This window comes from Streptosporangium sp. NPDC049644 (genome assembly GCF_040675205.1).
In the GTDB taxonomy this organism is placed as follows: Bacteria; Actinomycetota; Actinomycetes; order Streptosporangiales; family Streptosporangiaceae; genus Streptosporangium; species Streptosporangium fukuiense.
Genome location: NZ_JBFAOJ010000086.1, coordinates 1 through 25,464, shown reverse-complemented (window position 1 = coordinate 25,464; position 25,464 = coordinate 1). Strand labels below are relative to the sequence as shown.

The following is a 25,464-nucleotide window of genomic DNA, read 5'->3' as shown; positions in this document are numbered from 1 at the left end:
CCGGGTTTATCCCGCCGCCCTCGGGCATGGGAGGGTCAGTGCGCTCCGGTGTCGGTCGCGTCAAAAGGGACGAGTAGCGTGCGCAGCAGGTCCGAAAGGGCCTGCTGTTCGCGTTCCTGCAGGCTCGCCAGGAGTTCGCGTTCGCGGCGCAGCAGGTCGGCGAAGGCGTTGTCCACCCGGGTCCGACCGGCGTCGGTCAGGGAGACCAGGACGCCGCGCCGGTCCTCGGGGTCGGGGCGCCGCCTGACCAGCCCGGCCGCGGCCAGCCGGTCGATCCGGTTGGTCATCGTGCCCGACGTCACCAGCGTCGCGCGGAGCAGGGCTCCCGGGCTCATCTGGTACGGCTCCCCGGCCCGGCGCAGGGCGGTGAGCACGTCGAACTCCCAGGTCTCCAGGTCGTGCTCGGCGAAGGCGGCCCGGCGGGCGCGGTCGAGATGGCGGGCCAGCCGGGAGACTCGGCTGAGCACCTGGAGCGGCTCCACGTCGAGATCCGGGCGTTCCTGGTTCCAGGCGGCGACCAGCAGGTCGACCTCGTCCTTCGCTCCGGCCGAACGGCCGGAGTCATGGTCCGCGTGGTGCAGGGTCATGTCAGGAGTCTATCTGTCTTGACATCGAGATATCTCGCCGGATATCAATTGTCTTGATGTCGAGATATATTTGGGACCCCGTGATCTACGGCCGCTACGCCGACGAGCGCTCGCGCCCCTTCTTCGATCTTGTCTCCAGGGTAGCCGTGACGAACCCCGGCTACGTGGTCGACGCGGGCTGCGGCACCGGCGAGCTCACCGCCGAGCTCGCCAGGCGCTGGCCGGACGCCCGGGTCCACGGCTTCGACTCCTCACCCGCCATGATCGAGAAGGCGCCGGCGGGCGGTTCGCTCTCCTTCTCCGTCGACGACGTCACGCGCTGGCGCCCTGGGCGGCCGGTCGACGTGATCGTGTCCAATGCCGTCCTGCACTGGGTGCCGGGCCACCGCGAGCTGCTGCCGCGCTGGGTGGAGGCCCTCGCCCCCGGTGGCCGGCTCGCCTTCCAGGTCCCCGGCAACTTCGACGCTCCCAGCCACGCCCTGGTCCGCGAGCTCTGCCGGACGAGGTGGCGCGACCGGCTGGGCGACCTGGCCCGCCCCTCCCCGGTCGACGACCCGGCCGGCTATCACGACCTGCTCGCTCGACTGGGCTGCCGGGTGGACGCGTGGGAGACCACCTACCTGCACGTGCTCCCCGGCGACGACGCCGTGCTCTCCTGGATCACCGGTACCGCCCTGCGCCCCATGCTCGACCGGCTGGACCCCGCCGAGGCCGCCGGTTTCCTCGCCGACTGCGCCGCCCTGCTCCGCGAGGCCTATCCCCGCGGGCCGTACGGCACGGTCTTCCCCTTCCGCAGGATCTTCGTGGTCGCCGGGAGGTGACCGGGCGACGCGCCGCCGCCCGCCCGGCGGGTGCCGGTGGACCGCTGATCTCAGGAGCGGGTTTCTGGCCAAACAACCGGGCATGAATGGATATATGGGCAAATTAGGGGATGACCTGTGGCGATAGAGATCGAGGATAAGTTCGACGTGCCGGAGGATTACCAGCTGCCGGATCTCACCGGACTTCCGGGCGTCGGGGAGGTCGTGGGCCCGAAGACCCATCGGCTGGTGGCCCTCTACTTCGACACGCCCGATCTGAGGCTCGCCGCGCGGGGGGTCACCCTGAGAAGGCGCAGGGGCGGTACCGATCCCGGCTGGCACCTCAAGCTTCCCAAGGCCAAGGGCGTACGGCAGGAGATCACCCACCCGCTGACCCGGAGCATCAAGATCGTTCCTGCCGAGCTGGCGGATCTGGTGCTCGCCTACACCCGGGGCGCCCCGCTGGCGCCCGTCGCCGAGCTGGACACCCGCCGTGCCGTCACCACGCTGGTCAACGGCGCCGGAGTGAGGCTGGTCGAGATCGCCGACGACCGGGTCAAGGGCACGGTGCTAGGTGACGAGCCCCACGTCGAACGCTGGCACGAGGTCGAGGCGGAGATCCTCCATGGCGACGAGAGGCTGCTGAAGAAGGTCGGAAAGCGGCTGCGCAAGGCCGGCGCCGGTCCCGCCGAGTCGGCGAGCAAGCTCGCTCGCCTGCTCGACGGCGCCGGAGCGATCCACAGGCAGCCGCCTGCCAGGACGGCCCCGGGTTCCGCGGGTGAGGTCGCCGTCGGTTATCTCACCGCCCAGGTCGGCGCGTTGCTCGCGCAGGACCCCCGGGTCCGTAAGGCCGAGGAGGACGCCGTGCACCGGATGCGCGTCGCCACCCGGCGGCTCCGCAGCGCGATGAAGTCGTTCAGGACGGTCGTCGGGGGCACCGGGAGTGTCCAGGACGAGCTCAAGTGGCTCGGCGCGGTCCTCGGTGAGGCACGCGACCTGGAGGTCATCCGCGAGCGGTTCGCGAGCAGGCTCGACAGCCTGGACAGCGCCCTGATCGTGGGTCCGATCAGGGCCCGCCTCAGCTCCGACCTGCTGGACGACGAGCACGAGGCCCTCGACCGGATCAGGGACGCCCTCAGCGGGGAGCGCTACTTCGCCCTGCTCGACGCCCTCGACGACCTGATCGCCACCCCCGTGCTCACCAAGGCCGCCGGCAGGCCCGCGGAGAGCCTGAAGGCAGTCGCGGCCAAGGGCTGGCGCCGGGTCGCCAGGGCCTACGACACCGCGCTGTCCATCGAGAACCCCGCCGAGCACGAGTCCGCCATGCACGAAGTGCGCAAGGCGGCCAAGCGGGCCCGGTACACCGCGGAGGTGCTCGGTATGAAGAAGCTGGCCAAGCGGGCGGAGGCGATACAAGAGGCGCTGGGCACCCACATGGACGGCGTCGTCGCGCAGGAGCGGCTGGCCGCCGAGGCCGCGAACGCCCGCCTGGCGGGGGAGGACACCTACACCTACGGCGTGCTGACCGGCGTGGAGCGGGCCGGGGCCGAGCGCGCCGCCGAGGAGTTCCCCCGGCTCTGGGCCGACACCGAGAACGCCGTCGCGAAGCTTCTCTGACGTCCTCTCGACCGCCACGTGCCCGGGACCGGTGAGGAACCCGCTGGAGATCGCGTCAGACGGTGTAACGGTCCACGGCCACGACACGGCCGCCGTTGTGGTGCAGCACCGTGAACGCGCCCTTGGCCGGCCGCGTGTCGCCGGACCGGCCACCGAATTCGGAGATCAGGTCGGGCAGGGTCTTGCCGTGGCCGCAGAAGACCGCGGGCCGGTTCGCGGCCAGGGCCTCCTTGACCAGGAGCAGGGAGCCCTGGAAGTCGTAGTGGGTCTCCGACAGGACGGGTTCGAGCCGGACCGGCAGGCCTGCTCGTTCGGCGTACGGTTCCAGGGTCTGCACGCACCGCCTGCTGGGGGAGCTGACCAGTTCCGCGGGGCGGAAGGCGCCCAGCACCCTCGCGAGCACCTCGGCCTGCCTCAGGCCGTTCTCGTCGAGCGGCCGGTCGTCGTCGTCGCCCTTCCAGTCCTGCCGGCTCCCCGCCAGGGCGTGCCGCACCAGCACGAGCGGGGTGGTCGCGAGCGATGCCGCGCCGAGCGCGCGGAGCAGCCCGGCGTCCCAGTCGTAGGTCAGGCGCCGTGCGGCCTCCTCGACAGGCAGCCAGACCACGTCGTCGACCTCACGCGTGTCGGTACGGCGCTCCTCGGAGAGCATCCTGGCCACCCAGTAGTCGACGCGCTTGGGCCGGCCGTCCTTCGTGTAGTGGCTCGGCGGCAGCGACCGGCCGAGCTCCACGGTGATCCCCGTCTCCTCGGCCACCTCGCGCAGCGCGCCGGCGATGGGGTGCTCGCCGTTCCTCAGCTTCCCCTTGGGGAACGACCAGTCGTCGTACCTGGGCCGGTGGACGAGGGCGATCTCCGGCGCGCCCGGTGAACCGCGCCAGACGACCGCCCCGGCCGCGCGGATCATGCCGTCCGGATGGGTGGTGCGCTCAGCCATCGACGGCCCTCCACCTACGGGTGCCGAGCAGATAGGTCTGCAGGTCATTACCGGGGTGCCGGACCCAGGTCCCGTCCGGGTTGAGCCACCAGGTCGCGGTGTCGTCGGACATGGCCCGGTCCAGCAGGCCGCTGAGGTAGTTCCGCTGCTGCTGGCTGGCGACCTTGACCAGTACCTCCACCCGGCGCTCGATGTTGCGGCGCATCATGTCACCGCTGCCGATCCAGACCTCCGGGCGCCGGCCGTGGCCGAACTCGTAGATCCGCGAGTGTTCGAGGAAACGGCCCAGCACGCTTCTGACCCGGATGTTCTCCGACAGCCCCGGTACGCCTGGGCGGAGCGTGCAGACTCCCCGCACCCACAGATCCACCGGTACGCCGGCCTGCGACGCCCGGTAGAGGGCGTCGATGATGGGCTCGTCGACCAGGGAGTTCGTCTTCATCCTGATGCCGGCGGGGCGGCCCGCCTCCTGATGGGCGATCTCCCGCTCGATCCTGGCCAGCAGCCCGCCGCGCAGGGAGTGCGGGGCGACCAGCAGCCGCCGGTAGGCCGAGTGGTTGGAGTAGCCGGTCAGGTGGATGAACAGGTCCGTGACATCCTCGCCGACCAGCCGGTCGGCGGTGAGCAGGCCCAGATCCTCGTACAACCTGGCGGTCTTGGGGTTGTAGTTGCCCGTGCCGATGTGGCAGTAGCTGCGCAGCTCGCCCGAGGCTTCCTGGCGCACCACCAGGGCCAGCTTGCAGTGGGTCTTCAGCCCCACGACGCCGTAGACCACGTGGCACCCGGCCCGTTCCAGCTTGCGCGCCCAGCTGATGTTGGCGTGCTCGTCGAACCTGGCCTTGATCTCCACGACCACGACCACCTGTTTGCCCGCCTCGGCGGCGTCGATCAGCGCGTCCACGATCGGTGAGTCGCCGCTGGTGCGGTAGAGCGTCTGCTTGATGGCCAGCACGTTCGGGTCGGCGGCGGCCTGCTCGATGAACCGCTGCACGCTCGTGGAGAACGAGTCGTACGGGTGGTGCAGCAGCACGTCCCGCTCGCGCAGCACCGCGAAGATGTCGTCCTCGACGTGCACCACCTCCGCGGGCACGAACGGGCGGAAGGTCAGCTCGCCCCGGTCGAGGTCGGCGATCGCGTGCAGCCCGGTCAGGTCCAGCGGCCCCGGCAGCCGGCAGATCTCGTGCTCGGCCACCCCCAGTTCGTCCACCAGCAGGTCGAGCACCTCGGGGGTGATGGTGTCCTCGACCTCCAGCCGGACCGGGGGGCCGAAGCGGCGCTTGAGGAGCTCGCGCTCCAGGGCCTGCATGAGGTTCTCGGTGACGTCCTCGTCGACGTCCAGGTCCTCGTTACGGGTCACCCGGAAGGCGTGGTGTTCGACGATCTCCATACCTTTGAAAAGCTGCCCCAGGTGAGCGGCGATGACATCTTCCAGCGGGACGAAACGATTCACGGACGCCGCGACGAAGCGGGGAAGCCTGCTGGGCACCTTGACCCGGGCGAAGACCGTGTTGCCGGTCGAGGGGTTGCGGACGGTGACGGCCAGGTTCAGTGAGAGTCCCGAGATGTACGGGAAGGGATGGGCCGGGTCGACGGCCAGCGGCGTCAGCACCGGCCTGATCCGCTCCCTGAAGAGCCTGCGCATCTCGGTGCGCTCGTCGCGGCCGAGGTCGTCCCAGCGCACGATCTCGATGCCCTCGGCGCTCAGCTGCGGGCGGATCCGCTCGTAGAAGCAGGCCGACTGCCGCAGCGCGAGGTCGTTGGCGATCGCCGCGATCCTGGACAGTTCCTCGCGGGGCTTCAGCCCGCTCTTCGTGCGGAGCAGGAGACCGGTGGCCATCCGCCGTTTCAGCCCGGCCACCCGTACCCGGAAGAACTCGTCCAGGTTGCTGGCGAAGATGGCAAGGAACCGTACTCTCTCCAGCAACGGCAGAGACGGATCCTCCGCCATCTCCAGAACCCGTTGGTTGAACTGGAGCCAGCTCTCCTCCCGGTTGAGGAAGCGCTCTTGCGGGAGAGGAAGTCCGTCGGGGGTGGAACGAGCGGGTTCAGCGGACATATGACCAGAATGCCCGCTTTTGTTGAACGGAACGTTAATTTCGGCTCAACGGGCGTTGTTGTTTACTCACTTGGCTCAAGCTTTTCCTGCTCTTCACCAACGAGTTTCGCTCGCTTGACGGCCTCGCGCTCGGCGGCCTTGGCCTCACGGAGCATCGCCTTCTCCAGCTCCTTCTGCTCCCGCTCGCGGGCCCGCTCCTGCTCCCTCAGCAGCCGCTGCTGCTCCCGCTGCTCCCGCTCGCGGGCCTTCTCCAGCTCCCGCTGCTCGCGGAGCCGTGCCTTCTCCTGCTCCCTGGCCAGCTTCTCGGCCTCGCGTTGTTCGCGCTCGCGTAGCTTCTCCTGTTCCTTCTGCTCCCGCTCGCGGGCCTTCTCCAGCTCCCGAAGCTCCTTTTCGGTCAGGGGCGCGGGCGGCTGGGGCGCGGGCGACCGCGATGCAGCGGGATGGGGCTGCGGGCGCGATCCCGGTGGATGGTGGCCGGCGTCGGCCGGACGCTGGTGCGCCTGGGCCAGCCGCTGCCCCAGGCCGCGAGAGGAGGCGGTGAGCCGAGGGCTCGGGTCCAGCCCGGTCAGACCGTTCCAAGCCAGGTTGACCAGATGCGCGGCGACCTCCTCGCGCGACGGTCTGCGCACGTCCAGCCACCACTGGCCGGTCAGCGCGACCATGCCGACCAGCATCTGGGCGTACATGGGGGCCAGTTTGGGGTCATAGCCCCGTTCGACGAACTCGTCGACCATGACGTCCTCGACCTGGCTGGCGATGTCGTTGATCAGGCTGGCGAACGTCCCGGTCCCCGAGGCGGCGTGCGAGTCGCGGACGAGGATGCGGAAACCCTCGCTGTTCTCCTCCACGTAGGCCAGCAGGGCCAGGGCCGCCCGCTCCAGTTTGATCAGCGAGTGCGAGGCGGACAGGGCCTCGGTTACCATGATCAATAGCTTCTGCATCTCCCGGTCGATGACGACCGCGTACACGCCCTCCTTGCCGCCGAAGTGCTCGTAGACCACCGGCTTGGAGACGTTGGCGGTCGCCGCGATCTCCTCGACCGATGTGCCGTCGAACCCTTTCTCCGCGAACAGGGTCCTGCTGATCTGGATCAACTGTTCCCGGCGTTCCTTGCCTGACATCCGCCGTCGGGGTTCGCTCACGGTTCTAATAATGCTGCTCCAGGGTGTTTATTGCGACGCGAGCCAATGGCGACGCGTGCCGATGGCGACGCTGGCGCGTCGCGGTTCGGCCGCTCTTACCCGGCTCCTTCCCTCGTCGAGGCAGGTCGCTCGTACCTCACGACCTCCCTCTCCTCAGTCCAGTCGCCGGCGCGGCCTCACGGGAGTCCCTCAGGGGCAGAGCATGAGGCATGGCTCCGGGAGGGAGTGCTGGAGGGCGGGTCAGGCGGTGATGCGTTTGGCGGCCAGGCGTTCGGGGGTGGGCCAGCGGACGTCGTGGGCCCAGCCTGCCTTCTCGAACCAGCGGATGACACCCGCGCTGAGGTCGATCTGCCCCTTCAGCACGCCGTGCCGGGCACAGGTGGGGTCGGAGTGGTGCAGGTTGTGCCAGGACTCGCCGAAGGAGGGGATGGCCAGCCACCACACGTTGCGGGACTTGTCGCGTGATTCGAAGGACTCCTCGCCGAAGACGTGGCAGATGGAGTTGATCGACCAGGTCACGTGGTGCAGCAGGCCGATCCGGACCAGCGTGCCCCAAAAGAAACCGGTGACCATGCCCCACCACGACCAGGTCAGCAGGCCGCCCAGCAGGGCGGGCATGACCATCGTGGTGATCGCCAGGACCGGGAAGAACTTGTGCAGCCTGATGATGTCCGGGTCCTTGACCAGGTCGGGGGCGTACTTCTCACGGTTGGCCCGATCGGCCTCGAACAGCCAGCCCATGTGCGCCCAGAGCAGGCCCTTGGACACGGCCACGAAGCCGGTGCCGAAGCGCCACGGCGAGTGCGGGTCGCCCTCCTTGTCGGAGAACTTGTGGTGCTTGCGATGGGTGGCCACCCAGTCGAGCACCGACATCTCCATCGAGAGGCTGCCCGCGATGCCCAGCGCGATCTTCAGCGGACGCTTGGCCTTGAACGAGCCGTGCGTGAAGTGGCGGTGCAGGCCGACGGTGACCCCCAGCCCGGTGACCACGTAGAAGACCGCCGCGATCGCGATGTCGGACCAGCCGAGTCCCCAGCCCCAGGCGAACGGGACGGCCGCGGCCAGGGCGATCAGCGGGGCACCGACGACCACCCCGAAGGTGATGATCTCCGGCAGTGTCTTCCGCTCTGGGTCTACGTCGGGTTTGGGGCCCGGAGCAGGGCGTTCTTCGATGACGGTCATGCGCTACCTCGCGGTGGCTCGGAAAGGCAAGGATTCACGTGCGGCTACGCCACCGTAACCTACGCCATCGTAAGTTAGGAATCCCTAAGCACCAAGTGTGTGGAAGATGGGCCGCTGGGGCTGGCGCCGCAGCGGCTTCGTAATCTGTTCTACCCGTGTCTGACCTGCCAAACGACGGGTTCCCCAGGCTCGTTGCCGGGACCGCTCGACTTTGCGGACAGGACGGCCCCCAAACGGCGCGCGTTCGACACCGCGGGCTCTGTATCGTAGGGGTGCCAGGCGTACGGGGTCGTCCCCGCTGTCTGGCCGATCCGGCATTGGGTAATTGGCAGCCCGCAAGGTTTTGGTCCTTGTTGTCCAGGTTCGAGTCCTGGTGCCGGAGCCGTCTCTTATGTCTGCTTTATTGGCTCGGCTAGTCGGCTGGGTGGGTTCCCGAACGGGAAGGTATCCTCACGTTGTCGAGCAGGTGACGGTGCCATGCCCTGGGGGTGGACGTCCGTCGCCGTGCTTCGTCATGTCTCAGCCGCGACGCCGAGGGAGCCTCGTCCGTGAGTGTGCCGCGCCCGGCCGCCGTCATTGTCCTTGCCGCAGGCGAGGGCACCCGGATGAAGTCGAGAACACCGAAGATCCTTCATGAACTGTGCGGCCGTACCCTGGTCGACCATATGCTCGCCGCCGCGAGGGGGCTCGAACCCGAGCGGCTCATCGTTGTCATCGGCCACGAACGGGAGCGGGTCCAGGCGCACCTGACCGGCACCGCCCCTGACGCGCGGGTCGTCGTGCAGGCCGAGCAGAGGGGCACCGGCCACGCCGTCCGTACCGTCCTGGAGACGGTGGGCACCATCGGCGGCACCGTCCTGGTGACCTACGGCGATACGCCGCTGCTGCGCACCGAGACCCTCGCGGCCCTGCTCGAACGGCACGGCGAGGACGGCAACGCCGTCACCGTGCTGACGGCCGAGGTGCCCGACCCGTACGGCTACGGCCGGATCATCCGCGACGCCTCGGGGGCGGTCCTGGAGATCGTCGAGGAGAAGGACGCCGACCCCGCGCAACGGGCGATCAAGGAGATGAACTCCGGCGTCTACGCCTTCGACGGGTCCCTGCTGGCCGACGCGGTCAAGCGGGTGTCCACCTCCAACGCCCAGGGCGAGGAGTACCTCACGGACGTCCTCGCGATCCTGCGCCAGGACGGCCACCGGGTCGGCGCCCACGTCGCGGCCGACTACGTGGAGGTGGAGGGCGTCAACGACCGCGTACAGCTCGCCTTCGCCCGCCAGGTTCTCAACGCGCGCCTGCTGGAGACGCACATGCGGGCCGGGGTGACCGTGGTCGACCCGGCCAGCACCTGGATCGATGTGGACGTCACCCTCGAACGGGACGTGGTGATCCACCCCGGCACCCAGCTGCACGGCCGTACGGCGGTCGCCGAGGGCGCCGAGGTCGGTCCCGCCAGCACGCTGACCGACACCGTCGTCGGCGAGGGGGCGCTGGTGCGCAACGCCGTCTGCACCGAGGCCGTGATCGGCCCCGAGGCCCTGGTCGGGCCGTACGCCTATCTGCGCCCCGGCACCGTGCTGGCCCGCAAGGCCAAGGCCGGAACGTACGTCGAGATGAAGAACGCCCAGGTCGGAGAGGGTGCGAAGGTGCCGCACCTGAGCTACGTGGGCGACGCGACGATCGGCGCCGGCGCCAACATCGGCGCCTCGGCGATCTTCGTCAACTATGACGGGGTCAACAAGCATCACACGACGGTGGGCGAGCACGCCTTCGTCGGATGCGACACCATGCTCGTCGCGCCGGTCAACATCGGCGACGGCGCATATACGGCCGCGGGTTCGGTCATCGACGGAGATGTCCCGGCAGGGAGCATCGGGGTGGCCCGCGGGCGGCAACGCAATATCGAAGGGTGGGTCGTGCGCAGACGCGCGGGCACCAGATCGGCTCAGGCGGCGCTGAAGGCCGCCGAGTCGGGGAAACAGCAGGGGAGCCAGACGTGAGTGAGCGGAGCGAGCGGCCCGGTGGGCGCGGCGTCGCGCGGACATCGATGTGCTCTCCGGCGAGGGGGACGGCATGAGCAGCATCAAGAAGACCGGTGAGAAGAACATGATGTTCTTCTCCGGCAGGGCGCATCCGGAGCTGGCAGCCGAGGTGGCGAGCCACCTCGGCATCGTGGAGACGCCGACCACGCTGCGTGACTTCGCCAACGGGGAGATCTACGCCCGTTACCAGGAGTCGGTCCGTGGCTGTGACGCGTTCGTCATGCAGAGCCACACTCTGCCGATCAACCAGTGGATCATGGAGCAGCTGATCATGGTGGACGCGCTCAAGCGCGCCTCCGCCAAGCGGATCACCGTGATCATGCCGTTCTACGGCTACGCCCGCCAGGACAAGAAGGGGCGGGGCCGCGAGCCCATCACCGCCCGTCTGATGGCCGACATGTTCAAGACGGCCGGCGCCGACCGGCTGATGTCGATCGACTTGCACACCTCCCAGATCCAGGGGTTCTTCGACGGCCCGGTGGACCACCTGTTCGCCATGCCGGTCCTGGTCAACTACCTCAAGGACAAGCTCGATCTGGAGACGACCACGATCGTCTCACCCGACACCGGGCGGGTGCGGCTCTCGGAGCGCTGGGCCGACACGCTGGGCACCCCGCTGGCCTTCATCCACAAGCGCCGCGACCTCGACGTGGCCAACCAGGTGAAGGTGAGCGAGGTCGTCGGCCGGGTGAAGGGCCGTACCTGTGTGCTGATCGACGACATGATCGACACCGCGGGCACGATCTGCAAGGCGGCCGACGCCCTCTACGAGCAGGGCGCCACCAACGTGGTCGTGGCGGCCACCCACGCGGTCTTCTCCGACCCCGCGGTCGACCGGCTGAAGAACTCCAGGGTCTCCGAGGTCATCGTCACCAACACGTTGCCGCTCCCCGAGGAGAAGAGGTTTGACAAGCTCACGGTCCTGTCGATCGCCCCGCTGATCGCCCGCGCGATCAACGAGGTCTTCAGCGACGGTTCGGTGACCAGCCTCTTCGAAGGCGACAGCTAGCTGTGTTATCTGCGACGCCAACGCGTCGCGGTGAGGCCGCTCTTGTCCGGCTCCTTCCCTCGTCGAGGGAGGTCGCTCGTTCCTCGCGAGTTGCTGGCGACGCTGGCGCGTCGCGGTGAGGCCGCTCTTGTCCGGCTCCTTCCCTCGTCGAGGGAGGTCGCTCGTTCCTCGCGACCTCCCTCTCCTCAGTCCAGTCGCCGGCGCGGCCTCACGGGTCGTCCCGGTGAGGGAGTCGACGAGGGGGTTCGACACGGAACTGTGCGGCTACCTCGGGGGAATGGTCGGTCCAGCCTCGACCGCGACGCGTTAACGTCGCCAGCAACACGGTAGGGTTGTCAGGTTGCGTTCGTAACGCCTTCCGCTAGGGCGGGTGAGGGGGAACGCATCTTCCGATTCTTGAGATCCCTAGGAGATCAGCATGTCCGAAGTGGTAATCGCCACCGAGCTCCGCGACAAGTTCGGCAAGGGCGCCGCCCGCAAGATCCGTCGCGAGGACAAGGTCCCCGTCGTCCTCTACGGACACGGCTCCGAGCCGAGGCACCTGTCCCTGCCGGGTCACGAGCTGCTGCTCGCCCTGCGTACGCCGAACGTGCTGATCCGCCTTGAGGGTGCGGTCGACGAGCTCGCGCTGCCCAAGGGTGTCCAGCGCGACCCGATCAAGGGCTTCCTCGAGCACGTCGACCTCCTGCTCGTCAGGCGCGGCGAGAAGGTCACCGTCGACATTCCCGTCGTCGTGACCGGCGAGGTCGCCGACGGCATCCTCGACCAGCAGCTCGTCTCCGTCTCGGTCGAGACCGAGGCCACCCACATCCCCGAGGGCGTCGAGGTCGACGTCGAGGGCCTGGAGGTCGGCACCCAGATCACCGCCGCCGACCTGAAGCTGCCCAAGGGCACGAGCCTCGCCGCCGACCCTGAGGCGCTGGTCCTGATCGTCTCCGCGGCCCCGACCGCCGAGCCCGCGGCCGAGGGCGAGACCGCCGAGGCCGCTCCGGCCGAGGGCGCGGCCGCCGAGGGTGCCGAGAGCGCCGAGTAGTTTTCTCTGCTAGATCTGTCAGGGCGGCCCGTTCCCGGGCCGCCCTGACGCGCGTATGAAGGGGATGCCGATCGTGGACCGCTGGCTGGTCGTGGGCCTGGGAAACCCCGGGCCGGAGTACGTAGGAAACCGGCACAACGCGGGGTTCATGGTCCTGGACGAGCTGGCCGCGCGCGCCGGTGGGCGCTTCAAGGCGCACAGGTCGCGCTCGGAGGTGCTGGAGGGCCGCCTGGCGGGTGTCCCCGCGGTGCTGGCCAAGCCGCTGTCCTTCATGAACCTGTCCGGCGGACCGGTCAAGGCTCTGGCCGACTTCTACAAGGTCGACCCGGCCCGCGTGATCGTGGTCCACGACGAGCTGGACATCCCGTACGGCGCGCTGAGGGCCAAGCTGGGCGGCGGCGACAACGGTCACAACGGGCTGAAGTCGATCACCAAGTCGCTGGCCACCAAGGACTACCTGCGGGTCCGGTTCGGCATCGGCCGCCCGCCGGGCCGGATGGACGCCGCGACCTATGTCCTGCGCGACTTCGCCACCGCCGAGCGCAAGGATCTCGGGTTCCTGGTCGACCGTGCGGCCGACGTGGTGGAGTCGCTGATCAGGCTCGGCCTGGAGCCGACCCAGAACGCCTTCCACGCCGGCGACCTGAACATCTCGGGACCGCCGCGTTGATTGCGACGCTGGCGCGTCGCGGTTCGGCTGTTACATGGCGACGCTGACGCGTCGCGGTTCGGCTGTTACATGGCGACGCTGACGCGTCGCGGTTCGGCTGTTACATGGCGACGCTGACGCGTCGCGGTTCGGCCGCTCTTGTCCGGCTCCTTCCCTCGTCGAGGGAGGTCACTCGTTCCTCGCGACCTCCCTCTCCTCAGTCCAGTCGCCGGCGCGGCCTCACGGGTAGTCCCTCAGGGACGTAGGAAGAGCACGTCCCATTGCCCTTCTTGGGGGCGACTCGCCGGCGCGGCCTCGCGAGTTGATAGCGACGCCGGGCGTCCTCGTGGGGTGATGGTGGTTCGATCAGGCGAGGGCCATCAGGTTCTGGAGGAGTTCGGCCTGCTCGATCGCGTCGTCCAGGGCGTTGTGCGTGTGCGGCCGCTGGGAGAGCAGGTGCCTGGGCATCTGCCGCTTGGTCGCCCAGCCGATCGGCACTCCCGCCTTGGCCGCGTACAGCGTCTTCATGTCGATGCAGCGCGAGTGCCCGAACGGTGAGACACCGGCGAATCGCATGAAGTACCAATAAATCCACATCCAGTCGTAGGAGAGCGGGTAGGCGGCCAGTACCGGTGTGCTGTTCCCGCACGCGTCGCGGATCCACGCGGCGGCCTCCCGCATCGCTTCGGCCGGGTCGCGGCCCTCGCGGAGCAGCGTCTCCCGGTCAAGCCCGCTCACCGCGAGCGCCTCGGGCACATGGTCGTCGCTGATCGGCCGCAGCTCCGCGTAGAACGTACGGGTCTGCGGATCGACCGGCTCGAAGACCTTTCCGGTCATCCGCCCGGCCACCGTCATACCAAAGCTGACCATTGAATACGGTCCCGGAATGGGGCCATCGGCCTCGACATCCACAGAGATGTACGTTTCGGTCTTCAACCTTCGGGCCTCTCTTGTCGCCGCTACCATTACGTAACTGTCTGTCCATGAACGGTTACGCAGGGGGAGCGCGTGCGTGACGTGACCGCAGTCCAGGCCGGGTCCGGAGCCGTGCCGGTCTCGCGCCGTCAGATGCCGGACTGGGTACGGGGGCACCGCGCGATGGCCCTCGCCGCCGACACCGTCTGCGCCGCCCTGGCCGGAGCTCTCGCGCTGCTCGTTCGATTCGGCGAGGTTACCGCCTACGTTCTCCCGTACGTCATGCTGAGCGCCGCCCTGCCCGCCGTCTGGGTCTGCGTGGTCGCGCTGAACCGCGCCTACGAGCCTCGGCTCATCGGCCTGGGCTCGGAGGAGTTCCAGCGGATCCTCCAGTGTGGCTTCATGCTCACCGCCGCCCTCGCCGTCGGCGCCTACCTCACCAAGACCGATGTGGCCCGCGGCTACGTGGTGCTGGCACTCCCGCTGACGACGCTGCTCACCCTCCTGACGCGGTACGGGCTGCGCCGCTCCCTGCACCGCAGGCGGGCCCGGGGCAGGTGCATGCGGCGGGTGGTGGCGGTGGGTCACCGGGTGGCGATCGGCGAGCTGGTCCGCAGGTTCCGCCGGGAGCGCTACCACGGCATGGAGGTCGTCGGGGCCTGTGCCCCGCGCGACGGGATGGGCGACGTAGAGGGTGTACCGGTTCTCGGTGACCTCTCCGACGTCGCGCTCGCGGTCGGGCAGGTCCACGCCGACACCGTGGCCGTGCTCGCCTGCCCGGAGATGGACGGGGTGGCGCTGCGGCGACTGGCCTGGCGGCTGGAGAAGACCGACACGGACCTGGTCGTGGCCCCCGCGCTGATGGAGGTGGCCGGGCCGCGGATCACCATCCGTCCGGCGGCGGGGCTGCCGCTGCTGCACGTGGACCACCCCGAGATCTCCGGCCTGCGCCAGGTGGTCAAGAACCTGTTCGACCGGATCGGCGCCGGGGTGCTGCTGGCGGTGCTGCTCCCGCTGCTGGTGGTGGTGGCGGCGGCCGTGCGGGCCTCCGGGCCGGGGCCGGCGTTCTTCCGGCAGACGAGGGTGGGCCGCGACGGCGCGGAGTTCACGATCTACAAGTTCCGGACGATGCGCGCCGACGCCGAGCGCCGGAAGATCACCCTGTCCAGCGACGGGCAGGGTCCGCTCTTCAAGATCAAGAACGATCCGAGGGTGACCCCGCTGGGTGCCCGGCTGCGCCGCCATTCGCTGGACGAGCTGCCCCAGCTGATCAACGTGCTGCTGGGACACATGTCACTGGTGGGCCCCCGGCCGCCACTACCGGAGGAGGTGGCGGGGTACGGTGACGATGTCCGCCGCCGGTTGCTGGTCAAGCCGGGCATGACCGGTCTGTGGCAGGTGAGCGGTCGCTCTGACCTGTCCTGGGAGGAATCGGTACGGTTGGACCTGCGTTACGTGGAGAGCTGGTCTCTCATGCTGGACCTGCAGATCCTGTGGAAGACCTGGTCGGCTGTCGCGCGAGGAGCTGGAGCATACTGATGACCGTTCGCGACGATCACACACTCGCCGCGGAGTTGGCGACGACGGCCGGCGAGAAGCTGGCGGCCCTGCGCGCGGAGCGGGGTTTCGACAACCCCTCCGAGCTGCGCAAGGAGGGTGACATCGCCTCTCACCTGTTCCTGATGGAGGCCCTGGCGCGGCTGCGCCCGGACGACAGCGTGCTGTCCGAGGAGGCGACCAGCGAGGAGCGGCTCGACCCGCGCAGGCTCCGTGCCGAGCGGGTCTGGATCGTCGACCCGCTGGACGGCACCCGAGAGTTCGCCGAGGAGGGCCGTGAGGACTGGGCGGTCCACGTGGCGCTCTGGGAGCATGGCACGCTGACGGCCGGTGCCGTCGCGCTACCGGCCCAGGGTCGTACGCTCTCCACCGCCGAACCTCCGGTGCGGCCCGCCCCCGAGGCGGGCGCCAGGCCGCGGATCGCGGTCAGCAGGACCCGCCCGCCGGAGTTCGTCCAGAAACTGGCGGCTCTCGTCGGCGCGGACCTGATACCGATCGGGTCGGCCGGTGCCAAGATCTCCGCAGTGCTCACCGGAGCGGTCGAGGCTTACGTGCACGCCGGTGGCCAGTACGAGTGGGATTCCGCCGCGCCCGTCGCGGTGGCCCTCGCCGCAGGGGCCCACGCCAGCCGCATCGACGGCTCGCAGCTGGCCTACAACCAGCCCGACCCCTCATTGCCGGATATCCTTGTATCCCTACCGGGACTGGCGCCGACGTTGCTCGCTGGAATCCGGGATCTGCACCGCTAATCCCCGCTAGGAGAGTTTGATGCTTCAGCGCGACTACACCACGTCGCAGCTCGACGTCCTCGAGGCAGAGGCCATCCACATCATGCGTGAGGTCGCGGCCGAGTTCGAGCGTCCCTGTCTGCTCTTCTCCGGTGGTAAGGACTCCATCGTCATGCTCCGCATCGCGGAGAAGGCGTTCTGGCCCGCGCCGATTCCCTTCCCACTGATGCACGTCGACACCGGCCACAACTTCACAGAGGTCATCGAGTTCCGGGACCGCCGCGCCGCGCAGCTGGGCGCGCGCCTGGTCGTCGCCAGCGTCCAGGTCTCCATCGACGCCGGGCGCGTCGTCGAGGAGACCGGCCGCAGGGCCTCGCGCAACCGGCTGCAGACCACGACGCTGCTGGACGCGATCGAGGAGAACGAGTACGACGCCGTGTTCGGCGGTGCCCGCCGCGACGAGGAGAAGGCCCGCGCCAAGGAGCGGGTGTTCTCCTTCCGCGACGACTTCGGCCAGTGGGACCCCAAGAACCAGCGGCCCGAGCTGTGGAACCTCTACAACGCCAGGATCCGCAAGGGCGAGCACATCCGGGTGTTCCCGCTGTCCAACTGGACCGAGCTCGACATCTGGGACTACATCCGGCGCGAGGGCATCGAGATCCCCTCGATCTACTACGCCCACACCCGCAAGGTGTTCGAGCGCGACGGCATGCTGCTGGCCGACAGCGAGTTCATCACCCGCGACGAGGACGAGCCGCTCCAGGAGATGACGGTCCGCTACCGCACGGTCGGCGACGTGACCTGCACCGGCGCGGTCCAGTCGGGTGCCGCGACGGTCGAGGCGATCATCGAGGAGATCGCGGTGAGCCGGATCACCGAGCGCGGCGCCACCCGCGCCGACGACCGCGCCTCCGAGGCGTCCATGGAGGACCGCAAGCGGGAGGGCTACTTCTAGTGCTCACCCACCCTCCCGTCTCCCTTCTTCCCGCGCGGTCCCGCGCCGCAAGCCGTACGACCTCTGGAGAGCACCTCTGATGGACATCCTTCGCTTTGCCACGGCGGGAAGCGTCGACGACGGAAAGTCGACGCTCATCGGGCGGTTGCTCTTCGACTCCAAGGCGATCTTCGAGGACCAGCTGGAGGCCGTCGAGCGCACCTCCCGGGACCGCGGCACCGAGTACACCGACCTGTCGCTGCTCACCGACGGCCTGCGGGCCGAGCGGGAGCAGGGCATCACCATCGACGTGGCCTACCGCTACTTCGCCACTCCCAAGCGCAAGTTCATCATCGCCGACACCCCTGGGCACATCCAGTACACCCGGAACATGGTCACCGGTGCCTCCACCGCCGACCTGGCGATCGTCCTGATCGACGCGCGCAAGGGCGTGCTGGAGCAGTCGCGGCGGCACGCCTTCCTCACCACGCTGCTGCGGGTGCCGCACCTGGTCCTGGCCGTCAACAAGATGGACCTGGTCGACTACTCGCAGGAGCGGTTCGAGGAGATCCGCGAGGAGTTCACCGCCTTCGCCTCCAAGCTGAACGCGCCGGACCTGACGTTCATCCCGATCTCGGCGCTGCACGGTGACAACGTGGTGGCACGCTCGGAGAACACCCCCTGGTACAACGGGTCCTCGCTCCTGCACCACCTGGAGCACGTGCACATCGCCTCCGACCGCAACCTGGTCGACGTGCGCTTCCCCGTGCAGTACGTCATCCGCCCGCAGCGGGCCACCGACCCGGCCTTCCACGACTACCGAGGCTACGCCGGCCAGGTCGCCGGAGGCGTGCTGAAGCCGGGGGACGAGGTCATGCACCTGCCTTCGGGCCTGGCCACGCGCATCGCGTCGATCGACACCTTCGACGGACCGGTCGACGAGGCGTTCCCGCCGATGTCGGTGACCCTCCGGCTGGAGGACGACATCGACATCTCGCGCGGCGACATGATCTGCCGGCCGAACAACCAGCCGCACGTCTCCCAGGAACTGGAGGCGATGATCTGCTGGATGACGGATTCCAGCAAGCTGGCCCCGCGCGCCAAGCTGACCATCAAGCACACCACCCGTACGGCCCGCGTCCTGGTCAAGGACCTGCACTACCGGCTGGACGTCAACACCCTGCACCGGGACGAGGCCGCCTCCTCGCTCGGTCTCAACGAGATCGGACGCGTCTCGCTCCGCGTCACCCAGCCCCTGTTCGTGGACGACTACGCCCGCAACCGCCTCACCGGCGGCTTCATCCTCGTGGACGAGGCCACCAACAACACCGTCGGCGCCGGCATGATCGTCGACGCCAAGTAGCCCGCCCACCGCCCGCGCCCGGCGCCGTGGTCTCCTTCCTGGTACGTCACGGAGGAGACCAGGCCCGGGCCGCGGGCGGTTCCGTGTCCTCGGGGCCGGCCACTGTCGTCCGGCCGTCGGCGCGGTACGCCGGCCGACGTCAGACGAGGTCGCCATGGAGATGACCGGCGGCCTGGATCCGCTGACGTGCGCGGAGACGACGGAGGCCGATGAGGAGGATCACCACGGCGACAAGGGCCACCAGCCCGGTGAGCGAGAGGGCCAGCGTCAGTGGGGAGTCCAACGACGCCGGTGGGCCCCAACTGCCGGGCTTGGCGGGGAAGGTGAGCGTTCCGGTCGCGGTGTGACCGATCCGGCCGCCGCGGAGGGCGAGGCGGAACTTCCAGGGCCCGTCGGGGAGGACCTTGCCCAGCAGTACGGTGACCTCTCCCTGCTCGCCGGGTGCCAGCGTTGTGTCGCGGTCGGTCGGGAAGGGGCCGGCGCTCAGCGAGCTGGGCCCTGCTGACAGGGTCAGCTGTCCCTCGACGTCGATGGCGCGCCGGCCGGTGTTGGCGACGGTTGCCACGACCTTCGGCTGTCCGTCTCCGGTTCGCTGCGGGACTATCTTGCCGATCCGGAAGTCCGAGGGCGGTTCACCGCCCGGGCCGACGTCGAGATAGACGCGGATCCCGACGCGGTTGACGAGTGCGACGTTGCCCTCCGGGCCCGGGCCGGCCGAGGAGACCTCCGCCCAGATGACGGCGTACCGCTCCGCCTTGGTCGCCCATGCCGGCACGGCGATGGTGGCTTTGACCGGTGCGCTGCCGTGTGCCGGCAGGTCGGCCGCGGGGCGGTTGAGCGTGATCCATGAGCTCAGCTCATTGGGGGTGCGGCCCGGTGCGAAGGTGAAGCGGGCGCCGCGGATATCGGCCGCGCCGGCATACAGCCGCACGTGCTGGGGCTTGGCCGAGGTGCTGTAGACCTCGAAACGCCGGGTGAAGGTGGTGCCGGGATTGACATGGTCGACGATGAAGGCATGTGATCGCGGGTCGTCCATCCGGTTGGCGGGAATCTCCAGCAACCTGATGCCGAGGAATGCCTCGTCGGCCGGACGCGCCTCCCGGTGCCCGGTGCCCGCGCTCGCCGGAGCACCGATCATCGGGTGCGACAGGAGCGCGAGCAGCGCCGCCGAGACGAGCCGCCGCAGCAGTGGGCTAGGCAACGGAGTGGCTCACCGTGCCGGTGTAGGTGCCGGTCACGGCCTGGGCGGGAACGTTGATGACGACGGTCGGGTTCCAGGTGGCGGAGTTGTTGCCGGAGCCGGTCGTCTTGCTGAAGGCGGTGCGCGACGCGCTCAGCGTCTGCGCGGCCGCCGCGTTGGCCTGGCCCGGAACGAAGGTGCCGGTGCCGGTGGTGGCGGTCGCGGGGCCGGCCCAGTAGGAGACGTTGGCGGTGGCAATGGTCTCGGCGGCCGTGCCGCCTCCCGTGGTGAAGCCTCCCGAGGCCGCGATGACCGTCGCGATCCAGGTCGCGGTGAGCGCGGCACGCTGGTCGGACACCGTGATCGAGCCGAGTTGCCCGCTGATCTGGTTGCCCGGCGTGCCGCTTCCAACGCTGACCGGACCGTTGGGCACGGTGATCGTCAGCCCGTTCGGGGCGGTCACCGTGAAGGTCACCGTGGTGGAGCAGGTGGTCGACGCGGGGCAGGTGTCGGCCTGGGAGCTCGGAGCCGTCATCATGGCCGCCACCACTCCGGCGATACCTGCCAGAGGAATGCAAAGACGGTTTCTGGACACTGCTGATCTCCTCCGCCGGACTTTCGCCGCTGGGCCGTTCTTACGTGATCACATCTTGCGCGGTGATCGGTTTTCGAGAGCCGCCTCCGGAGGCATCTGGAAACATTTGGTGATCACATGGTGTCTACCGGTAATTGTCGGGCCGGTGGCCTGATCGCCGGGAAGGGCGTGCGGACGAACCGGCCGGGTGGCTGGACCAGGCGGGCCATCGCCACCTCTTCGGCCACGGCCGTCTCCCGCCGTGGCCGGCCGGCCCATCCGCGTCGGCGCGAGGTTTCCCCTGATGCCTTTGCCGGGGACTTACCGCCCACGGACGAGTTTGGAGAACGTCCCCCGAATCGTGTGATCTAGGCTGCCATCGGTTTCCGTGCGTCACCGAACGGATGCTCCACGCGCATCGCCCACGACTCACATGTGAGGAATCGTTATGAGGAAGAGCCGGGCCGGCAGCTTCGTCGCGCGGACCCCCCTGTCGCTGGTGGCGTCGATCGTCCTGCCGCTGGCCCTCGGCGCTCCCGCGGCTCCGACCTCCGCAGCCGTGGCCGGCGCGACGGTCGCCTGGCGCGCCGACACGCTGACGATCACCGTGCCCGCCTCGGCGAATCTCGGCAGCGGCGCCGCGGGCGACACGATCAGCGCCTCTCTGGGTACGGTGACCGTGGTCGACACCCGGAGCGGAGTCCCCCCCTGGACGGCGACCGTATCGGCCACGAACTTCACCACCGGCGGCGGATCGCCGGCGCAGACCATCACAAAAGCCAACATCTCCTACTGGTCCGGCACGGTCACCGATTCATCGGGTGGCGGCAACCGCACTCCCGGACAGGCCACCGCGGCCCAGGCGGTCCCCCTGTCCACGTCGGTGACCGCCTTCGGCGGGCGCAAGACGATATCTCTGCCCAGCTCCACGAGTTGGGCGCCGACGCTCGTCGTCACCGTCTCGGCCGCCACCGCCACGGGTGTCTACAGCGGTGTCATCACCCACTCGGTCGCCTGAGCGGCGGTCCGTTGTCCGGCGTAGGACGACGATGACGCCGGCCGATCGAGCCGCTCTGCCGTCCGCGGGGACCACCCGGAGTCCGCGCGTCCGACGCGTCGGAGATCGCCCGCCGATGGAACCGGACGCGCCCCTGGTCGCCGCCGATGAGTTGGCGCTTCCATGACCAGCCACGGACGCAGATGATCGACGACGAACGGCGGCCGAGCGGGATATTGGGATCGCCGAGGCCGGACAGCGGTGACGAACATCGTCCGGAGCGGGCCTTCAGGGTGTTCGTGCCGATGCCCGCGGATTCTCGCTCACGGCGCTCCGACGCCGCGGATCTCACATCGCTCGAATACACCCGGCGGTCCACCCGCCTTCCTTTTGGGCTTTCTTTTTCGAAGGGACGTCATGCATCGCTACTCAAGGCGCCTGGGATATCCGCTCGTGGTCATGGCCCTGATCCTGGCGGCGAGCATCCCCCTGCCGGTATCCGCCTCCGGTACCCCGCCACACCAGCCCTCCCTGCCGCGTCCATGGATAAAGATCTGCCTCAAGCTCAAGCAGATGCCACAGCATCGGCGCATCCGCTGTCACTTCCCGCCCGCGCCCCGGCCCCGGTTCGCCACGGAGGCCGGGCGCACGGCACAGATCCTGCGGGCACCGACGATCAACGAGCTGTCGATACCGACCAGCCCGTCGACCCCCATCGGGATCACCACCGGGCCGGACGGCGCGGTGTGGTTCGCCGAGAACTACGCCAACAAGATCGGACGCGTCACCACGGCGGGCCTGTTCACCGAATACACCATCCCCACCACCGACTCCCAGCCGGGGCACCTCACCGCGGGTCCGGACGGCGCTCTGTGGTTCACCGAGGCGGTGGGCAACAAGATCGGGCGGATCACCACCTCGGGGACGATCACCGAATACGCGCTGCCCACCGCGGGCGCCTACCCCTGGGGGATCACCGCGGGTCCGGACGGCGCTCTGTGGTTCATCGAGGTGGAAGGCAACAAGATCGGGCGGATCACCACCTCGGGGACGATCACCGAGTACCCGTTGCCCACCGCGGGCGCCTACCCCTGGCGGATCACCACCGGCCCGGACGGCGCCCTGTGGTTCACCGAGGCGCTCGTGGGCAACATCGGGCGAATCACCATCGGCGGAACGATCACCGAATTCGCCGTCCCGTCCTCCGGCGCGGTCCCCATCGGGATCACCACGGGACCGGACGGCAACCTGTGGTACACCGACGCCAACGGCAAGGTCGGCTCCATGACCACCGCGGGCACCTTCACCGAGTACCCGCTCGCCGATCCCGACAGCTGCCCGTGGGGCATCACCGTCGGATCGGACAACAACCTGTGGTTCGTCGAACAGTGCGCCAACAACGTCGCCAGTATCACCACCTCGGGGACGATCACCGAGACCTCGCTGCCGACCGCCATCTCCGGGCCGTTCGACATCGCGGCCGGCCCCGACGACAACCTCTGGGTCACCGAGGACTACGTCGACAAGATCGCCGTCGTGACTCCCTGAGCACGCCGGCCGGCGACCGGGTGCGGGGTGCTCCAGATCCCGCACCCGGGTCGGCCCTCATCGCGGGAACGCGGCACCGGCGGACGGTGCCGCGTTCGCTGGGTAGATCCTTTGTCCGTTCTCTGACCCCTCCGTTACGCTCCGCGCTAGCCTCGGCACGTTCCGTATCCGTCGGGTAAGGATTCGTGCCTGTGTCTGATAGTCCGTCACCTGCTCGGGTGGTTTTCCTGGGCGGCCTCGGCCGCAGCGGGACCACGCTGCTGGAGCGCCTGCTCGGGGAGGTCCCCGGTATCGTGCCGCTCGGCGAGGTCGTCCACCTCTGGGCCAGGAGCGTGCTCGCGGACGAGGCCTGCGGATGCGGCGAGCCCTTCGGGACGTGCCCCTTCTGGGACAAGGTCGGGATGCGCGCGTTCGGAGGCTGGTCCGCGGACCTGGCCCGCCGGATGATCGCGCTCAGGGCCCGCGTCGACCGCACCCGGCGCATCCCGACCCTGGCCAGGATGCTGGCCGAGGAGCGGGCGGGGAACGGCAGGTGGCCGACACCCGGCACCGCCGAGCTGGACGAGTATGTCGCCGTCCACCGCGATCTGTACGACGCGGCGGGGGAGGTCGCCGACTGCCCGGTCGTGATCGATTCGAGCAAGCACGCCTCGCTGGCCTTCTGCCTGGCGGCGGCCGGGGTCGACGTCCACGTGGTGCACGTGGTCCGCGACCCCCGCGCGGTCGCGCACTCCTGGCGCAGGCGGGTCGAGCGCCCGGAGGACGGGCGTCCGATGACCCACTGGTCACCTTCCCGCACCTCGCTGCACTGGCTGAGCGAGAACCTCGGCCTCGGACTCCTCGCCCGCAGGGGTGTCCCGGTCACCCGGGTCCGCTATGAGGACCTGCTCGGCGCCCCCGCCGACACGCTCAGGCGCCTGGTCGCCGGGATCGGCCTCTCCTGCCGCCTCGACTTCCTCTCGGGCAGCTGGGCGGAGCTCTCGACTGCGCACACCGCCTCGGGCAACCCCATCCGCTTCACGGTCGGCCGTACCGAGCTGACCAGGGACGACGGCTGGCGTGCCGCCGCGGGGTCCCGGCAGCTGCGCCTGGTCACCGCGCTGACCTGGCCGCTCATGATCAAGTATGGCTATCACAGGAGACTCGCGTGAACACATCGGTGGGTGTCGTCATCCCCACCCGGGGGCACCGGCCCGACCAGCTGCGCGCGGCCACGCTCGCGGTGCTCGGTCAGGACCACTCCGGCCCCGTCGAGGTGGTGGTGGTCGTGGACGGTGGAGATCCGGCCTGGGTCGCCGACCAGGTGGCCGACCTCCTGGCCAGCAGGGCACTGGCACCCGGCCGGCGCGGGGCGCCCTCGCGGGGAGTGCGGGTGATGGCCAACCGGCTCACCCCGGGCCTGCCCGGCGCCCGCAACACCGGCATCGCGGCCCTCGGCACCGATCTCGTCGCCTTCTGCGACGACGACGACCAGTGGCTGCCCGGCAAGGTCGCCGCCCAGGTCGCCGCGCTTGAGGCGGAGCCGGACGCCCGCTTCTCCAGTTGCGCCATCGAGGTCGAGTACGGCTCGCGCCGCATTCCCCGCCTGGCGGGGACCAGTCGCGTCACCTACCGTCACCTGGTGCGCTCGCGCATGGTGATGGTGCACTCCTCGACGTTCGTGTTCCGGCGCGGCGGGCTCTGGGTGGACGAGAGCGCCCCCAAGGGCCAGAACGAGGACTGGGACCTGGCGCTGCGCGCCGCGGCCCAGCACCCCATCGTGCACGTCGACCGGCCTCTGGTCCGGGTGCGCTGGGGAGGCTCCTCGTACGTGGCCCGCTGGGCCGACCGGATCGCCGGGCTGCAGTGGATGCTCGCCCGGCACCCTGATCTGGCCGTGGATCCGCGCGGCGCGGCGCGGGTCTACGGTCAGCTCGCCTTCCACCACGCGGCCCTCGGCCAGCGGCGGGAGGCGGGCCGCTGGGCCTGGCGGGCGTTCACCGCCCGCCACGGTGAGCCCCGGGCACCCATCGCGCTCGCGGTGGCGGCCGGCCTGGTCCCCGCGCGGACCCTGCTCAGCGTCCTGCACCACCGAGGGCACGGCATCTGATGGCGCCCATCACCGAGCGTCCGCGGGTGACGGTCCGCTATGGCCCGCAGGCCGCCCCGCCCTCGGCCGGTCAGGCCGTCGAACGCCTGCCGGTGCTCGCGCGCCACGGCGTGCGGGTCGTCCCGCTCCTGCCGGGGCGGGGCGCCGAGCGCCCGTCAATGACCGCTCGCCATGATCTGCTCGCCGCTCCGCCGGAGGTGGGGCGGACCGCCGATCGTCCGCGCGCGTCCGCCCGCTACGGCCCGCCGGTGGTTCCCGCCGTGATGGGGCAGGTCACCGGGCATCCTTTGGCGCCATCTCGCTACGACCCGCAGATCGCCCCGTTCACGACGGGCAAGGCCGTTCACGCCGTGATGTCGATCCCGCCCGTCACCGACCACCGGTCCGCGACCACCGGGTACGGTCCGGTGCCCGGCCTGCCCGCCGTCGCCGGGCGGGCGAGCGTTGGGAGGCGGTCCAACTTTCCATCGGGAAAGCCGGTTCAGATCGCGGTTGGAGACCAATTTTGGATGAAGGACTCAGGCGGCT

General features: G+C 69.5%; 23 protein-coding genes and 1 tRNA gene. 16 read left to right on the top strand and 8 right to left on the bottom strand.

The window, feature by feature from the left end; all coding sequences use genetic code 11:
- Nucleotides 1-35: 35 nt before the first annotated feature.
- A complete protein-coding gene (locus AB0J58_RS34130; protein ID WP_343962607.1) occupies nucleotides 36-587 on the bottom strand; it encodes a MarR family transcriptional regulator in 552 nt (183 codons plus the stop codon).
- A gap of 56 nt (nucleotides 588-643) precedes the next feature.
- Between AB0J58_RS34130 and AB0J58_RS34125 the strand changes: the two genes are divergently transcribed.
- Nucleotides 644-1,408, top strand: a complete 765-nt coding sequence (locus tag AB0J58_RS34125; RefSeq protein WP_364223688.1) for a trans-aconitate 2-methyltransferase — start codon at nucleotides 644-646, stop codon at nucleotides 1,406-1,408.
- Between the two features lie 117 nt (nucleotides 1,409-1,525).
- A complete protein-coding gene (locus tag AB0J58_RS34120; RefSeq protein WP_364223686.1) occupies nucleotides 1,526-3,004 on the top strand; it encodes a CYTH and CHAD domain-containing protein in 1,479 nt (492 codons plus the stop codon).
- Nucleotides 3,005-3,059: 55 nt separating this feature from the next.
- Here the strand turns inward: AB0J58_RS34120 and AB0J58_RS34115 are convergent, their stop codons facing one another.
- From AB0J58_RS34115 to AB0J58_RS34100, 4 genes are all read right to left on the bottom strand, one after another.
- On the bottom strand, nucleotides 3,060-3,938 hold the full coding sequence (locus AB0J58_RS34115) for an NUDIX hydrolase (protein WP_364223684.1): 879 nt from the start codon (nucleotides 3,936-3,938) through the stop codon (nucleotides 3,060-3,062).
- On the bottom strand, nucleotides 3,931-5,994 hold the full coding sequence (locus AB0J58_RS34110) for an RNA degradosome polyphosphate kinase (protein WP_364223682.1): 2,064 nt from the start codon (nucleotides 5,992-5,994) through the stop codon (nucleotides 3,931-3,933). The genes AB0J58_RS34115 and AB0J58_RS34110 overlap by 8 nt, the downstream gene beginning before the upstream one ends.
- A 62-nt stretch (nucleotides 5,995-6,056) precedes the next feature.
- Nucleotides 6,057-7,136 (bottom strand): TetR family transcriptional regulator, encoded by a 1,080-nt coding sequence (locus AB0J58_RS34105; RefSeq protein WP_364223680.1) that lies wholly within the window; start codon nucleotides 7,134-7,136, stop codon nucleotides 6,057-6,059.
- 240 nt (nucleotides 7,137-7,376) lie between these two features.
- On the bottom strand, nucleotides 7,377-8,318 hold the full coding sequence (locus AB0J58_RS34100; protein WP_364223678.1) for a fatty acid desaturase: 942 nt from the start codon (nucleotides 8,316-8,318) through the stop codon (nucleotides 7,377-7,379).
- Nucleotides 8,319-8,628: 310 nt separating this feature from the next.
- Between AB0J58_RS34100 and AB0J58_RS34095 the strand changes: the two genes are divergently transcribed.
- The 5 genes from AB0J58_RS34095 (at nucleotide 8,629) to pth (ending at nucleotide 13,072) form a co-directional block, all read left to right on the top strand.
- Nucleotides 8,629-8,700: transfer RNA gene (locus AB0J58_RS34095), tRNA-Gln, on the top strand.
- 166 nt (nucleotides 8,701-8,866) lie between these two features.
- The gene (gene glmU, locus AB0J58_RS34090) at nucleotides 8,867-10,318 is read left to right on the top strand and encodes a bifunctional UDP-N-acetylglucosamine diphosphorylase/glucosamine-1-phosphate N-acetyltransferase GlmU (protein ID WP_364223676.1); all 1,452 of its coding nucleotides are present in this window, start codon (nucleotides 8,867-8,869) and stop codon (nucleotides 10,316-10,318) included.
- Nucleotides 10,319-10,391: 73 nt separating this feature from the next.
- Nucleotides 10,392-11,369, top strand: a complete 978-nt coding sequence (locus tag AB0J58_RS34085) for a ribose-phosphate diphosphokinase (RefSeq protein WP_343962590.1) — start codon at nucleotides 10,392-10,394, stop codon at nucleotides 11,367-11,369.
- A 418-nt stretch (nucleotides 11,370-11,787) separates the two neighbouring features.
- The gene (locus AB0J58_RS34080; RefSeq protein ID WP_364223674.1) at nucleotides 11,788-12,402 is read left to right on the top strand and encodes a 50S ribosomal protein L25/general stress protein Ctc; all 615 of its coding nucleotides are present in this window, start codon (nucleotides 11,788-11,790) and stop codon (nucleotides 12,400-12,402) included.
- A gap of 64 nt (nucleotides 12,403-12,466) precedes the next feature.
- Complete coding sequence (pth, locus tag AB0J58_RS34075; RefSeq protein WP_364223672.1) at nucleotides 12,467-13,072, top strand: aminoacyl-tRNA hydrolase; 606 nt, start codon at nucleotides 12,467-12,469, stop codon at nucleotides 13,070-13,072.
- Between the two features lie 345 nt (nucleotides 13,073-13,417).
- On the opposite strand, the gene AB0J58_RS34070 is transcribed toward pth, so the two are convergent.
- Nucleotides 13,418-13,921, bottom strand: coding sequence for a 3'-5' exoribonuclease (locus AB0J58_RS34070; protein ID WP_364223670.1), 504 nt, complete (start codon nucleotides 13,919-13,921; stop codon nucleotides 13,418-13,420).
- 198 nt (nucleotides 13,922-14,119) lie between these two features.
- On the opposite strand from AB0J58_RS34070, the gene AB0J58_RS34065 reads away from it, so the two are divergent.
- The 4 genes from AB0J58_RS34065 to cysN all read left to right on the top strand — a co-directional run bounded on the left by AB0J58_RS34065 (nucleotide 14,120) and on the right by cysN (nucleotide 18,548).
- Nucleotides 14,120-15,505, top strand: coding sequence for a sugar transferase (locus AB0J58_RS34065; protein ID WP_364223710.1), 1,386 nt, complete (start codon nucleotides 14,120-14,122; stop codon nucleotides 15,503-15,505).
- Nucleotides 15,505-16,272, top strand: a complete 768-nt coding sequence (locus AB0J58_RS34060; protein WP_364223668.1) for a 3'(2'),5'-bisphosphate nucleotidase CysQ — start codon at nucleotides 15,505-15,507, stop codon at nucleotides 16,270-16,272. The genes AB0J58_RS34065 and AB0J58_RS34060 overlap by 1 nt, the downstream gene beginning before the upstream one ends.
- Nucleotides 16,273-16,291: 19 nt before the next feature.
- The gene (gene cysD / locus AB0J58_RS34055) at nucleotides 16,292-17,206 is read left to right on the top strand and encodes a sulfate adenylyltransferase subunit CysD (RefSeq protein ID WP_364223666.1); all 915 of its coding nucleotides are present in this window, start codon (nucleotides 16,292-16,294) and stop codon (nucleotides 17,204-17,206) included.
- Between the two features lie 79 nt (nucleotides 17,207-17,285).
- Nucleotides 17,286-18,548, top strand: a complete 1,263-nt coding sequence (cysN, locus tag AB0J58_RS34050; RefSeq protein WP_364150874.1) for a sulfate adenylyltransferase subunit CysN — start codon at nucleotides 17,286-17,288, stop codon at nucleotides 18,546-18,548.
- 139 nt (nucleotides 18,549-18,687) lie between these two features.
- On the opposite strand, the gene AB0J58_RS34045 is transcribed toward cysN, so the two are convergent.
- A complete protein-coding gene (locus AB0J58_RS34045; protein ID WP_364223664.1) occupies nucleotides 18,688-19,749 on the bottom strand; it encodes a hypothetical protein in 1,062 nt (353 codons plus the stop codon).
- Entirely contained in the window at nucleotides 19,742-20,266 is a 525-nt protein-coding gene (locus AB0J58_RS34040) for a hypothetical protein (protein WP_364223662.1), read from the bottom strand. The genes AB0J58_RS34045 and AB0J58_RS34040 overlap by 8 nt, the downstream gene beginning before the upstream one ends.
- Nucleotides 20,267-20,750: 484 nt before the next feature.
- Here AB0J58_RS34040 and AB0J58_RS34035 point away from each other — a divergent pair, with 484 nt between their 5' ends.
- The 5 genes from AB0J58_RS34035 to AB0J58_RS34015 all read left to right on the top strand — a co-directional run.
- Nucleotides 20,751-21,320 (top strand): hypothetical protein, encoded by a 570-nt coding sequence (locus AB0J58_RS34035; RefSeq protein ID WP_364223660.1) that lies wholly within the window; start codon nucleotides 20,751-20,753, stop codon nucleotides 21,318-21,320.
- Between the two features lie 396 nt (nucleotides 21,321-21,716).
- On the top strand, nucleotides 21,717-22,847 hold the full coding sequence (locus tag AB0J58_RS34030) for a virginiamycin B lyase (RefSeq protein WP_364223658.1): 1,131 nt from the start codon (nucleotides 21,717-21,719) through the stop codon (nucleotides 22,845-22,847).
- Between the two features lie 218 nt (nucleotides 22,848-23,065).
- On the top strand, nucleotides 23,066-23,998 hold the full coding sequence (locus AB0J58_RS34025; protein WP_364223656.1) for a sulfotransferase: 933 nt from the start codon (nucleotides 23,066-23,068) through the stop codon (nucleotides 23,996-23,998).
- On the top strand, nucleotides 23,995-24,936 hold the full coding sequence (locus tag AB0J58_RS34020; RefSeq protein ID WP_343962563.1) for a glycosyltransferase: 942 nt from the start codon (nucleotides 23,995-23,997) through the stop codon (nucleotides 24,934-24,936). The genes AB0J58_RS34025 and AB0J58_RS34020 overlap by 4 nt, the downstream gene beginning before the upstream one ends.
- Nucleotides 24,937-24,962: 26 nt before the next feature.
- Nucleotides 24,963-25,464, top strand: a 502-nt coding sequence (locus tag AB0J58_RS34015) for a hypothetical protein (RefSeq protein WP_364223654.1), incomplete at its 3' end; no start/stop codon positions are given.